Origin of the sequence: Psychromonas aquatilis (assembly GCF_038155185.1) — a bacterium.
Lineage (GTDB): Bacteria > Pseudomonadota > Gammaproteobacteria > Enterobacterales > Psychromonadaceae > Psychromonas > Psychromonas aquatilis.
This window is the reverse complement of sequence record NZ_JBAKAZ010000071.1, coordinates 1-13,028: the sequence shown is the minus strand read 5'-3', so window position 1 is coordinate 13,028 and position 13,028 is coordinate 1. Positions and strand designations below refer to the sequence as shown.

At 37.0% G+C, this 13,028-nt stretch carries 10 protein-coding genes; 8 read left to right on the top strand and 2 right to left on the bottom strand.

The features are described 5' to 3' along the window. The first annotated feature begins 240 nt into the window (after window positions 1-240). The 7 genes from V6256_RS13640 to V6256_RS13610 all read left to right on the top strand — a co-directional run bounded on the left by V6256_RS13640 (window position 241) and on the right by V6256_RS13610 (window position 9,761). A complete protein-coding gene (locus V6256_RS13640) occupies window positions 241-855 on the top strand; it encodes a MarC family protein (protein WP_341598779.1) in 615 nt (204 codons plus the stop codon). A gap of 593 nt (window positions 856-1,448) precedes the next feature. After that, window positions 1,449-2,756 carry a trigger factor gene (gene tig / locus V6256_RS13635; RefSeq protein ID WP_341598778.1) on the top strand — a complete coding sequence of 436 codons (1,308 nt, stop codon included), beginning with the start codon at window positions 1,449-1,451 and terminating at the stop codon, window positions 2,754-2,756. A 111-nt stretch (window positions 2,757-2,867) separates the two neighbouring features. Further along, the gene (clpP, locus tag V6256_RS13630) at window positions 2,868-3,491 is read left to right on the top strand and encodes an ATP-dependent Clp endopeptidase proteolytic subunit ClpP (RefSeq protein WP_341598777.1); all 624 of its coding nucleotides are present in this window, start codon (window positions 2,868-2,870) and stop codon (window positions 3,489-3,491) included. 20 nt (window positions 3,492-3,511) lie between these two features. Continuing rightward, window positions 3,512-4,810 (top strand): ATP-dependent protease ATP-binding subunit ClpX, encoded by a 1,299-nt coding sequence (clpX, locus tag V6256_RS13625; protein WP_341598776.1) that lies wholly within the window; start codon window positions 3,512-3,514, stop codon window positions 4,808-4,810. A 188-nt stretch (window positions 4,811-4,998) separates the two neighbouring features. Further along, window positions 4,999-7,356: an endopeptidase La gene (gene lon, locus V6256_RS13620; RefSeq protein ID WP_341598775.1), complete on the top strand. Its 2,358-nt coding sequence runs from the start codon at window positions 4,999-5,001 to the stop codon at window positions 7,354-7,356. A gap of 162 nt (window positions 7,357-7,518) precedes the next feature. Further along, window positions 7,519-7,794 (top strand): HU family DNA-binding protein, encoded by a 276-nt coding sequence (locus V6256_RS13615; protein WP_341598774.1) that lies wholly within the window; start codon window positions 7,519-7,521, stop codon window positions 7,792-7,794. 77 nt (window positions 7,795-7,871) lie between these two features. Then, a complete protein-coding gene (locus tag V6256_RS13610; RefSeq protein ID WP_341598773.1) occupies window positions 7,872-9,761 on the top strand; it encodes a SurA N-terminal domain-containing protein in 1,890 nt (629 codons plus the stop codon). A 79-nt stretch (window positions 9,762-9,840) separates the two neighbouring features. Here V6256_RS13610 and V6256_RS13605 read toward each other — a convergent pair whose 3' ends face one another. Then, a complete protein-coding gene (locus V6256_RS13605) occupies window positions 9,841-10,422 on the bottom strand; it encodes a thymidine kinase (RefSeq protein WP_341598772.1) in 582 nt (193 codons plus the stop codon). A gap of 166 nt (window positions 10,423-10,588) precedes the next feature. Between V6256_RS13605 and V6256_RS13600 the strand changes: the two genes are divergently transcribed. Further along, on the top strand, window positions 10,589-11,212 hold the full coding sequence (locus V6256_RS13600) for a DsbA family protein (RefSeq protein WP_341598771.1): 624 nt from the start codon (window positions 10,589-10,591) through the stop codon (window positions 11,210-11,212). Between the two features lie 64 nt (window positions 11,213-11,276). Here the strand turns inward: V6256_RS13600 and gltX are convergent, their stop codons facing one another. Further along, complete coding sequence (gltX, locus tag V6256_RS13595) at window positions 11,277-12,701, bottom strand: glutamate--tRNA ligase (RefSeq protein WP_341598770.1); 1,425 nt, start codon at window positions 12,699-12,701, stop codon at window positions 11,277-11,279. Between the last annotated feature and the right edge of the window lie 327 nt (window positions 12,702-13,028).

Genomic DNA, 13,028 nt, shown 5'->3' with positions numbered 1-13,028 from the left:
AAGTCATTTTTTCTGCGTAAAATTTAGATCACTTATTTAATATAATTGGTATAATACCATTTAAAACGACAATACATCTTCCAAAGGTGCACTGGTTTTAGTCTGCATTGTCCCTTCAATTTGCGTTTAATCATTATCTATTCAGTTTCTTTTAAATAGTTAAGGATCTTCTAAATCACTCTGTGTTAGCATCGCGCTGAAAATTCTTCACCTATTTTTTTATTGCTAATGAGAGTCGAAATGGAACACTTTATTACCCTTTATTTAAAGCTATTTTTTATGATGACGCCTTTCTTTGTATTATCGGTTTTTTTGATTTTAAGTAAGAGCCTCAATGCAAGTGAAAAAAAGAGGGTGATTGTAAAGCTGAGCATTACTGTGTTGGTTATTAGCTTAGTCTTTTTAATTTTTGGTCAATACATTTTCAGTTTATTCGGTATTACCTTGGACGCATTTAAAATCGGAGCGGGTTCTGTATTGTTTTTGAGTGCTTTGGAAATGATTAAAGGCGAAGCAGAAATGCCAGAAGGGACGAATAAGCGTGGAGGGGACTTTGCGATCGTCCCATTGGCAATCCCTGTAACAGTCGGCCCAGGTTTGATAGGGATATTAATGGTTATTGGCGCTGAGTTACAAACCTTTGGTGATATTGCGAGCGTCACAGCCTCTTTAATTGCTGCTGTCGGTTCTGTGGCGGCGGTGCTTTTATTTTCCAATAAAATACAACGTTTGCTAGGGCCACAGGGTCTAGAGGTATTACCTAAAATAACCGGTTTATTTGTCTCTGCTATCGGTGCTCAAATTGTATTTTCTGGTATTAAAGGCTTTTTTGTTGAATCGTTATTATTACATTAACAACTAATTTTATTAAATAAATTGTCAATGCTGGTGGTTGAGACCTGGACTAGAAACTAGATAGTTGAGCTTATCTGCTAGCACTCTTTAATTAGGTGAGCATCGACGTTACAGCAGTGCAGTTCGCCATAAATATGCCTTAGCGATGCTCATTTATTTATGACTAATATGCGTTTATTTTGTGGGTTGTTTCATTACCTTTTGATGACATTAAGAAAATAATTGAGAAAATATCTGATATAGGCTTGTTTTATCAATTGTTGTCCCCATCATAAAATAAATAGATTTATTAATGATAGTAGGAAAGTGGTTGTTTAAAAAACAAGCAAACAATCACTAAAAGCACAAAACAACTAAAAATAGCTTGCACATTGCATTTTTACTATGGGCTACCTATCGACTATCGTAATAACAGCGTCTATAATGGCGCGTCTTAAATTTCACCCTATAAATTACTAACTAATTTTTAATTAAGGTGTCATTTTTATAATGCGATAGTCTAAGCAAATACACCTTAGTGATGAAAGCAAATATAAATACCAATGCTTTTATCAGTAAAAACAAATTTTAACGTAAAAGATAAAGGAAATAACATGCAAGTTTCTGTTGAGTCTACACAAGGTCTAGAGCGCGTATTAACAATTACTGTTGATGCTGCAGCATTTGATAAAGAGTATGATGGTCGTATCCGTCACCTTTCTAAAACACAACGTGTTGATGGCTTTCGCCCTGGTAAAGTACCTGCATCAGTTATCGCTAAACGTTTTGGTGCAGCTGTAGAGCAAGAAGTTGGCGGTGAATTAATGCAACGCAACTTTTACGATGCAATCGTAGCTGAAAAACTAAACCCTGCAGGTTCTCCTGCTGTTGCGCCAAAAGAGCGTAAGAAAGGCGAAGACTTTGTTTTCACTGCAACATTTGAAGTTTACCCAGAAGTAACATTAAACGAACTAGATGCTTTAGAAGTTGAAACAGTAGCGACTGAAGTTGAAGATGCTGACCTAGACAAAATGCTAGTAACATTACAAAAGCAACACGCTGAGTGGAACGCAGTTGAGCGTGAATCTCAAAATGATGACCAAGTAACTGTTGATTTTGAAGGTTCTATTGACGGTGAGTTATTTGAAGGCGGTAAAGCTGAAGGTTTCCAAATCGTTTTAGGTAGCAACCGAATGATTCCTGGTTTTGAGTCGGGTATTGTTGGACAAAAAGCAGGTTCTGAGTTTACTATTGATGTTACTTTCCCTGAAGAATACCATGCAGAGCAGTTAAAAGGTAAAGTTGCACAGTTCAAAATCAACCTTACAAAAGTTGAAGAGCAAATCCTACCTGAACTAACAGAAGAGTTTGTTAAGAAATTCGGCGTTGAAAGCGGTGATTTAGAATTACTTAAAGCTGATGTTAAGAAAAACATGCAACGTGAACTTGAGCAAGTATTAAAAAATACTGCTAAAGACAACGTATTAACTGCATTAGTTGAAGGTAATGAAGTTGAAGTACCTAAAGCGCTTGTTGACGGCGAAGTAAATGTACTACGTAAACAAGCAATGGAGCGTTACGGTAAAGAGATGGACCAATCTAACTTACCTGAGCTACCAGCTGAATTATTCACTGAGCAAGCAGAAAAACGCGTAAAAGTTGGTCTGTTACTAGGTGAAGTAATTAAAGTTAACGAATTAAAAGTTGATGAAGCGAAAGTAACAGCACTAATTGAAACAGCTGCTTCTGCTTATGAAAACCCAGCAGAAGTTGTTGAATACTATAAAAACAACAAAGAATTAATGCAAAACATGGAAAATGTTGCATTAGAAGAGCAAGCAGTTGATTTTATAATTGAAAAAGCTAAAGTAACTGAAGTGAAAAAATCGTTCGACGAAGTGATGAATAAACCTGCTGCTTAATAATTTAAATTATTAATTCAACTGGTTGTACGCTTTAATGGCTCGAGTGAATTCACTCGGGCCATTTTCATTTTTAATGTATGCAATAAAAATAATTAATTAGGATAGAATATGATAAATCCATTTGCTGGAAATTCAGAACAAATCAGTAACGCACTTGTCCCAATGGTTGTTGAACAAACAGCAAAGGGCGAACGCTCATATGATATCTACTCTCGACTGTTAAAAGAGCGTGTTATCTTTTTAACAGGTCAAGTTGAAGACCACATGGCAAATCTGATCACTGCACAATTATTGTTTTTAGAATCAGAAAGCACAGAAAAAGATATCTACATCTACATTAACTCTCCAGGTGGTTCAATTAGTGCAGGTATGGCAATTTACGATACGATGCAATTTATCAAACCTGATGTAAGTACTATTTGTATGGGAATGGCTGCAAGTATGGGCGCATTTTTATTAGCAAGTGGTGCAGAAGGTAAACGTCATGTATTACCCAATGCTAAAGTGATGATTCACCAACCATTAGGCGGTTTTAAAGGGCAAGCATCTGACTTTGAAATCCATGCCAAAGAGATCATTGCAACTAAGCAACGTATGAATGAATTATTAGCATTCCACACGGGTAAAGATATTGATGTTATTGCGAAAGATACTGATCGTGATAACTTTTTACGACCACAAGAGGCAGTTGACTACGGTCTTGTTGACTCTATTTTAACTCGTAGAAAATAATGAAAGGATAAAAGAAAACCATGTCCGATAAAAATAACAATGATGCTGATAACAGCAACCTATTGTATTGCTCCTTCTGTGGTAAAAGCCAACATGAAGTTAAAAAGCTGATTGCAGGGCCTTCTGTTTACATCTGTAATGAATGTGTGGATCTTTGTGACGACATCATTAAAGAAGAGTTTGCTGAATTGGCAATGGCGTCATCTGATGCAGACAATAGCGATAAAAAATTACCAACACCTCATGAAATCCGTGCGTCTTTAGATGACTACGTTATTGGTCAAGACTTAGCGAAGAAAGTGCTGTCTGTTGCAGTATATAATCACTACAAACGTTTAAAACATGGTGATGTTGCTGATGGTGTAGAGTTAAGTAAATCAAATATCTTATTAATTGGTCCAACAGGTAGTGGTAAAACGTTATTGGCTGAAACAATGGCGCGTCTATTAGATGTACCATTTACAATGGCTGATGCAACAACGCTAACTGAAGCGGGTTATGTTGGTGAAGATGTTGAAAACATTATTCAAAAGCTATTACAAAAATGTGATTACGATCCTGAAAAGGCACAACGTGGCATTATTTATATCGATGAAATAGATAAAATTACGCGTAAATCTGAAAACCCATCAATCACACGTGATGTGTCTGGTGAAGGTGTACAGCAAGCGCTATTGAAACTAATTGAAGGAACTGTTGCTTCGATTCCACCTCAAGGTGGACGTAAACATCCAAATCAAGAGTTTATACAAGTAGATACTTCTAAGATCTTATTTATTTGTGGCGGTGCATTCTCAGGGCTTGACGGCATTATTGATCAGCGTATCAATACTGATGCAGGTATTGGTTTTGGTGCTACCGTACGCGATAAAGAGAATAAAGAATCGTTAAGCGATACGTTCAAGAAAGTAGAGCCTCAAGATTTAACTAAATATGGGTTAATTCCTGAGTTTATTGGTCGTTTACCTGTTGTAGCGACATTGACTGAGTTAGATGAAGAAGCATTAGTTGAAATCTTAACTGCGCCTAAAAATGCGATTACTAAGCAATATGCTGCTTTATTTGGTTTAGAAGACGTAGAGCTTGAGTTCCGTCCTGAAGCATTGACTGCGATGGCTAAAAAAGCGATGGACCGTAAAACAGGTGCGCGTGGTTTACGTTCAATTGTTGAATCAGTCTTATTAGAGACAATGTATGATTTACCTTCTGAAGAGAATGTAAGCAAAGTTGTGATCGATGAGAGTGTTATTTTAGGCGAATCAGAGCCGTTATTAGTTTATTCTGAAGAAAATAATAAAAAAATATCGTCTGATAAATAAGCAACTAGCAATTAATCAAACAAAAAGAGGGCAAATTGCCCTCTTTTTTATTTATATACTTGAAAAAAATCAAAAAATCCCCAGTATTAATTTGTTATAAAATATATTTACACTAAGCGACACAATAAAATTAATTTTGACTTAGTGTTTTTTCATGAATTCATTTCAATGCTTTCTCTGGGGACAATATGAAATTAGAAACAGACCAGTTAGTAACCTTACCTGTATTACCACTCCGAGATGTTGTCGTTTACCCTCATATGGTTATCCCTTTATTTGTGGGCAGAAAAAAATCGATTAGCTGTTTAGAAGCTGCAATGGAACAAGGGAAAAAAGTATTTCTAATTGCACAGACTGAAGCGTCTTTAGATGATCCTAAAATTGAAGATCTTTATACCGTTGGTACCGTTGCAAATATTTTACAATTATTAAAGCTACCTGATGGGACAGTGAAAGTCTTAGTAGAAGGTGTACAACGTGCAAGCTTAGTGCGCAATGTTGAAAATGAAGAGTATTTCTTCTCGGAAGTTGAGCTTTTAGAAAGTGAAAAGGTTGACGAGAAAGAAGAAGAAGCACTGGTACGCAGTGTGCTTGGACAATTTGAGTCTTACATTAAACTCAATAAAAAAATACCACCAGAAGTACTTGCTTCAGTGAATGGCATCGATGAACCTGAACGTCTTGCTGATACCATTGCTGCACATATGCCATTAAACCTAGAAGACAAGCAAAATGCATTAGAGTTGACTAATGTCACTGAGCGCTTTGAGTATTTAATGGGCATGATGGAGAATGAAGAAGACATTCTAAAAGTTGAAAAGCGTATCCGTACCCGTGTAAAAAAACAAATGGAACGCAGCCAGCGTGAGTATTACCTTAACGAACAAATGAAAGCCATTCAAAAAGAGTTAGGGGATAGTGACGACGGACAGAGTGACTTAGACCAGCTTGCTGAGAAAATAGAATCAGCGGGTATGTCTGAGGAAGCGAAAGAAAAAGCATTATCTGAATTCAAAAAATTAAAAATGATGTCACCAATGTCTTCAGAAGCGAGTGTGATTCGTACCTATATTGAAAGCTTAGTTAATGTACCATGGAAAAAACGTAGTCCAGTTAAGAAAAATCTTGCGAAAGCACAAGAGATTTTAGACCAAGATCATTACGGTTTAGAAAAAGTTAAAGAACGTATTTTAGAATACCTAGCAGTACATACACGTATTAATAAACTTAAAGGCCCTATCTTATGTCTTGTCGGTCCTCCAGGTGTTGGTAAAACATCTCTCGGGCAATCAATTGCACGTTCAACGGGCCGTAAGTATGTCCGTATGGCATTAGGTGGTGTTAGAGATGAAGCTGAAATTCGTGGCCATCGTCGTACTTACATCGGTTCACTACCGGGTAAATTAATTCAAAAAATGACAAAAGTTGGGGTTAAAAATCCGCTGTTCTTATTAGATGAAATTGACAAAATGGCATCTGATATGCGCGGTGATCCTGCTTCTGCATTATTGGAAGTGTTAGACCCTGAACAAAATAATAGCTTTAACGATCATTACCTAGAAGTGGATTATGATCTATCTGATGTGATGTTTGTTGCTACATCAAACTCAATGAATATTCCAGGACCACTATTAGACCGTATGGAAGTGATTAATCTTTCTGGTTATACAGAAGATGAAAAGCTTAATATCGCTAATGGGCATTTGATTAGCAAACAAATTAAACGCAATGGGTTGAAAGAGTCAGAAATCTCTATCGATGATAGTGCAATTATTGGCATTGTACGTTACTACACGCGTGAAGCTGGTGTACGTGCATTAGAGCGCGAAATATCGAAAGTATGTCGTAAAGTTGTTAAAGATATTCTACTAGATAAAAAACTCAAAAAAATCAACGTGACAATCGATAACCTGAAAGACTATTTAGGTGTTCGCCGTTATGACTTTGGTAAAGCTGATTCTGAAAACCAAGTAGGGCAAGTAACAGGGCTGGCGTGGACATCTGTAGGCGGTGATCTATTAACCATTGAAGCGACCTCTGTACCAGGTAAAGGTAAGTTAACTTATACTGGTTCTTTAGGTGATGTCATGAAAGAGTCAATTCAAGCTGCCATGACAGTCGTTCGTGCTAAAGCGGAAGAATGGCGTATTAATGCTGACTTCCATGAGAAGCGAGACATCCATGTGCATGTTCCTGAGGGCGCAACACCAAAAGATGGTCCAAGTGCGGGTGCCGCTATGTGTACCGTGCTTATATCAAGCTTAACAGGGATTCCTGTGCGTGCAGATGTAGCAATGACGGGTGAAATTACCCTACGTGGCGAAGTACTCCCGATTGGCGGCTTAAAAGAAAAATTATTAGCTGCACGTCGTGGAGGAATCAAAACAGTATTGATTCCATTTGAAAATACACGTGACTTAGAGGAAATCCCTGATAATATTAAGGACCAACTAGAAATTAAACCAGTTCGTTGGATCGATGAAGTACTGGAAGTAGCCTTACAAGACAGTATTAAAGGTTTTTCCATTGGAAAAGATGACAAATAGGTGATTAGTCACTTAGAATAAGGCTAGCTACGTAAATTTATCGAATTTTTGCTTGATTGAAATTGAATACATCAGTAGCCTAGCCAAAGTTTTTTATTAAGTATTTATTATGTGCCATTCAATCGAAAATAGCACCAAACATTATAAACAGGGGATCCATACATGAACAAAGGACAATTAATCGATAACATCGCTGAAAGCGCAGATATCTCTAAAGCGGCAGCTGGTCGTGCATTAGACGCATTTATCGAAGGTGTTACAACAGCTTTAGTTGAAGGCGATAGCGTATCTCTAATCGGTTTTGGTGCTTTCTCAGTTAAAGAACGTGCTGCTCGTACAGGTCGTAATCCACAAACAAATGAGCCAATCCAAATTGCTGCAGCGAAAGTACCTGCATTTAAAGCGGGTAAATCATTAAAAGATGCTATCAACGTTTAATAGCGTTTTGATTGCACGGTTATGCATTAAGCGCGTCCTATGATGCGCTTTTTTTTTAAGTTTATAGAGTAAATATTATGTTAGATAAAATGCGCGAGGGCTCTCAAGGGATCGTAGCAAAAAGTATTTTAGTTGTTATTATTCTTTCTTTTGCTTTAGCTGGTGTAAGTAGCTATATAGGTGGCACATCAGAGGTAACGCCTGTTACCGTTAATGGAGAAGGGATTTCATCTCAACGTATTGAACAAGCTTATCAAAATGAAAGAGCTCGTTTACAACAACAGTATGGTCAACAGTTTGAGTTACTTGCTTCAACACCGGGCTTTGCGCAACAAATCCGTGCACAAGCAACGCAAGGTTTAATAACGGATCGATTAATTGCACAAGCTGTTGAAGAAATGGGATTACGCGTTAGTGATGAAGAAGTAAAAGATACAATTCGTAACACAACTGATTTCCAAACAGATGGCAAATTTAATAATAATCTATACCTATCTATCTTAAGAAATAACAACCTTTCACCTGAACAATACAGTACTAACTTAAAAGCAAGTTTAGTGCGATTACAGCTTTTAGAAACGTTGGTTGGTAGTGAATTTGTTTTACCATCTGAAGTTGAACAAGTTGCTAAATTACAAAGCCAAGAACGTGTTGCGCGTTTCTTAAATATTCAAACGGCTGATTTCGGTGAGCAAACGGTGACTGACCAAGAAGTTGAAGATTTTTATAATGAAAATACTGCTTCTTTCGAAAGTCCAGAGCAATTTGATGTCGAATATGTTTTATTAGATGCTGAAAAATTAGCAACTAATGCACCGTTAACAGAAGAAGAAATTGAAACTTACTACGACCAACATAAAGATGAATACACAAGTACTGAGCGTCGTAAGGTGGCTCATATCTTTATTGAAGGTGTAAGTGATGAATCAAAACAAAAAGCTGAAGCGATAGCTGCTGAAATTAAAGCAGGTGCAAACTTTGAAGAGTTAGCTCGTACAGAATCTGAAGACACGTTTTCAGCACAAAATGATGGTGAGCTAGATTGGTTTGAGCGCGGAGTAATGGATCCTGCATTTGATCAAGCAGCTTTTGCATTAAATACTGATGCACCTATCTCTGATGTTGTTCAATCTGATTTTGGTTTTCATATTATTAAATTAATTGATGCTGAAAATGGTGATGTGGTTCCATTAAGTGAAGTGAAGTCAAAAATTGAAGTCGCTTTAAATAATGAGAAGCAAAAATCTGTTTACGATACTTTATATCAAAACTTAAGTGATGTTGCCTTTGAGTCTCCGGACAGTTTAGATGAAGCGTCAAAAGAGGTTGGTGTTGATATCGTTTCTACTGGTTTATTTACTGCTGAAGATATCCCAGAACAATTAGATGTACCTGCAATTCGTAGTCAAATATTTGATCAAGACTTCCGTATTGAAGGTTTAAACTCTGAAGTGATTGAACTGAATGCGACTCAATCTATCGTGGTACGTATTAAAGAGTACAAAGAAGCTGCGACACAGCCGTTGAAAGAGGTGTCTGATATTATTGCTCTACAATTAAAAGAGCAAAAAGCAGCAGATGCAGCGCAAGCATTTGCTCAATCTCTGATAGTTAAATTGAATAACGGTGAATCAATTGATGCTGAGCTTGAAGCTAAAGATATTAGCTTTACAGATAAGCAAACATTAGCTCGTTATAGCCAAGAAGCTGATTCAGCAGTAGTTCAACGTTTATTTACACTGTCTAAACCAGCACAAGATCAAGTTGTACGTGATTATGTGGTAACAGGGCAGGGTAATGTTTCTTTGATTGAACTGTTTGATGTGGTTGCTGAAAATGAAGGTGCAGAGCCAGCTGCTGTAGAGCAAATTACAAGCTTTATGGAAAGAAGTGTTTCTGAGACGACTTATCAATCATTAGCTGCTTTATTACTAGAGAATGCTGATGTGGAATATGCAGGACAATAAGTCTTAAAGTATATTCCTTATAAAAAAGACTCCATTGAGTCGCTTTTTTTATTCTGTCAAAAACTACTACTTAGTTAATCTACTTATCCCAAAGCACTTTTCTAAAATGCTTGCGACATACTGAAACGTAACGCTCATTCCCGCCTATTGCGACTTGATCACCTTCTTGAATCGCATTGCCATTTTCATCTAAACGTAAAATCATATTTGCTTTTCTGCCACAGTGACAAATTGTTTTTAATTCGACTAACTTATCCGCCCAAGCTAATAAGTATTGGCTTCCTGGAAAAAGCTCTCCTTGGAAGTCGGTTTTAATGCCATAGCATAAAACAGGAATATCTAAAATATCGACAACGTAAGTGAGTTGTTTAACTTGTTCTTTACTTAAGAATTGTGATTCATCAATTAAGACGCAATGTTGCTGTTGTTGTTGCTGGACCTTTTCAATCATTGCGGCGAGATCATCGTCTTCAGTAAAGATATGTGCATCACTTTCAATACCAATACGCGATGCTATTTTACCTACTCCAGAACGGTTATCGATGGCAGCGGTTAATACAAATGTATTCATGCCTCTTTCTCGATAATTATAAGATGATTGTAAGAGGGATGTTGACTTACCTGCATTCATTGCTGAGTAATAAAAGTATAGTTGTGCCAAAATGTGGTCCTAATATAAGAATTTCTTCATAAACCTAAGCAAATAAGGTTAGGTTTTTGTCCGTTTATACATGATAACATTAGCAATTACTTTTAGGTTAATTGAAGGAAAATAACCTGATTTTTATTAATCTATTTAAAGCTTAAATACTAACAAGGAATTTAGCATGCAAAAAACTATTTTATATTATGTGTATGATCCAATGTGCAGTTGGTGTTGGGGCTATAGAGATACGTGGTTGAAATTATCTGACGCCTTAACAGCACAAGGAATAGAAGTGCGTTATCAGTTAGGAGGGTTAGCACCTGACTCAGACCAGGTTATGCCGTTAGCATTACAACAAACATTACAAGGCATATGGCGTAAAATTCAGGATCAATTGGGTACTCAGTTTAATTTTGATTTCTGGACTGAATGTCAACCACAGCGTTCTACTTATCCCGCATGTCGCGCTTGTTTAATTGCTAGAAAAGAGGGCAAAGAGAAAGAGATGCTGTTTGCAATACAACAGGCTTATTATTTAGGCGCGAAAAATCCTTCTTTAATTGAAGTGTTAGCTGAGCTTGCTGAAACAATAGGATTTGAGCGTGATACTTTTGCTGCTCAATTGATAGATAGTGAGTTAAATAAACAATTGATGGAAGAGATCACACAAAGTCGTCAATTACCTATTCAGGGTTTTCCATCATTAGTGTTATCAATCGATAATCAATTGGTTCCGATAGGGCTGGATTATAAAAACTGGCAAAATACTTATACGCAAATAACCAAAGTAATCGAGCAAATATAATAAAAAAGCCATTAAGTATAATACTTAATGGCTTTTGCTATTGAAGTTACCTATTTATAAGGTTTTATGAAGCATTTTCACGCGCTTCAATAAAGGCAATTGCACGAGAAATACGCTCGACACTACGCTCTTTTCCGATTAAAGCCAAGGTCACGTCAAGAGAAGGTGATTGACCCGCTCCAGTGATCGCAACACGTAAAGGCATACCGACTTTACCCATACCAACTTCTAATTCTGTTGCAGTGTCTTCGATGATCTTATGTAAGTTTTCGGTCGACCAGTCATCGCTTGCTTGTAGCTTGCTTTGTACTAATACCAGTGCTTCTTTAGCGACTGGACGAAGGTGCTTTTTAGCTGCAGTCGCATCAAAATCTTCGTAGTCTTCATAAAAGTAACGGCTAGAGCTTGCTAATTCTACTAATGTTTTTGCTCGCTCAGCTAATGCAGTAACGACTTCTGTTAATGCAGGGCCATTACTTGTATCAATATTTTGTTGCTGCATGTGCCATTGTAAATGTTCTGCAACATAAGCTGGATCTGATGTCTTGATATAGTGATTATTCAGCCATAATAATTTATCAGTATTAAAAGCTGAAGCTGATTTACTCACGTTGTCTAAACTAAATAGTTCGATCATTTCTTGCTCAGAGAATACTTCTTGATCACCATGTGACCAACCAAGACGAACAAGGTAGTTATTCAGTGCGTTAGGCAAGAAACCTTCATCGCGGTATTGCATTACAGATACAGCACCGTGACGTTTTGATAATTTCGCACCATCATCACCTAAAATCATTGAACAATGTGCAAAAGAGGGTACAGGTGCACCTAGTGCTTTATAAATATTGATTTGACGAGGGGTATTATTAATATGGTCTTCACCACGTACAACATTAGTGATGCCCATATCCCAGTCATCAATTACTACACAGAAGTTATAGGTTGGTGAACCGTCACTACGACGAATAATTAAATCATCAAGTTGGTCATTACCAATTTCGATTTTTCCACGTATTTCATCTTCAAAAACAACAGAGCCTTGTTTAGGGTTACGAAAACGAATAACACAAGGTTGATCTTCTGTTGCCGCTTCATTTACCGCGACAATTTTTGGATGATTAGCATCATAACGAGCCATTTCTTTATTAGCTTCTTGCTCTGCTCGAATTTCATCAAGTAACTCTTTTGATGCGTAACATTTATATGCTTTATCTTCTGCTAATAGTTTATCAACCATTTCATTGTAACGGTCAAAACGTTTAGTTTGGTAGTAAGGGCCTTCATCCCAATCTAATCCTAACCATTTCATACCTTCTAAGATAGCGTCCACAGCTTCTTGTGTAGAGCGCTCGATATCGGTATCTTCAATACGCAAAACGAATTGGCCACCTTTACTTTTAGCGTGTAACCATGAATATAATGCAGTACGCGCACCACCAACGTGTAAATAGCCAGTAGGGCTAGGGGCAAAACGAGTTTTAACAGTCATTAAAAGCTTCCTTAATTAAATACAGCTTGAAGAATAAAATAAGAACTATATTTTAACGAAAAGCTGTTTAATTACATTAACTATTTATCTTCAACGCGAATTAGTAATGAAATTGGCTATAAATCTTAATTATTAAGCGTTTTTTGTCTACCCTTTGAGCAGTTAAACAAAAAACTGCATTTTTATTCAAAAAGATCTTGACTGAAAAAAGTCGATCCCTATAATACGCCCCACAAACAACGACGGAGTTCAACTTCTAACTTGTTAGTAATATGGGCGATTAGCTCAGTTGGGAGAGCATCGCCCTTACAAGGCGAGGGTCACTGG

Coding starts and splice junctions, on each gene's coding strand:
- clpP (WP_341598777.1), top strand. CDS start 2,868: ATGATAAATCCATTTGCTGGAAATTCAGAACAAATCAGTAACGCACTT.
- V6256_RS13615 (WP_341598774.1), top strand. CDS start 7,519: ATGAACAAAGGACAATTAATCGATAACATCGCTGAAAGCGCAGATATC.
- V6256_RS13610 (WP_341598773.1), top strand. CDS start 7,872: ATGTTAGATAAAATGCGCGAGGGCTCTCAAGGGATCGTAGCAAAAAGT.
- lon (WP_341598775.1), top strand. CDS start 4,999: ATGAAATTAGAAACAGACCAGTTAGTAACCTTACCTGTATTACCACTC.
- tig (WP_341598778.1), top strand. CDS start 1,449: ATGCAAGTTTCTGTTGAGTCTACACAAGGTCTAGAGCGCGTATTAACA.
- V6256_RS13600 (WP_341598771.1), top strand. CDS start 10,589: ATGCAAAAAACTATTTTATATTATGTGTATGATCCAATGTGCAGTTGG.
- V6256_RS13640 (WP_341598779.1), top strand. CDS start 241: ATGGAACACTTTATTACCCTTTATTTAAAGCTATTTTTTATGATGACG.
- gltX (WP_341598770.1), bottom strand. CDS start 12,701: ATGACTGTTAAAACTCGTTTTGCCCCTAGCCCTACTGGCTATTTACAC.
- clpX (WP_341598776.1), top strand. CDS start 3,512: ATGTCCGATAAAAATAACAATGATGCTGATAACAGCAACCTATTGTAT.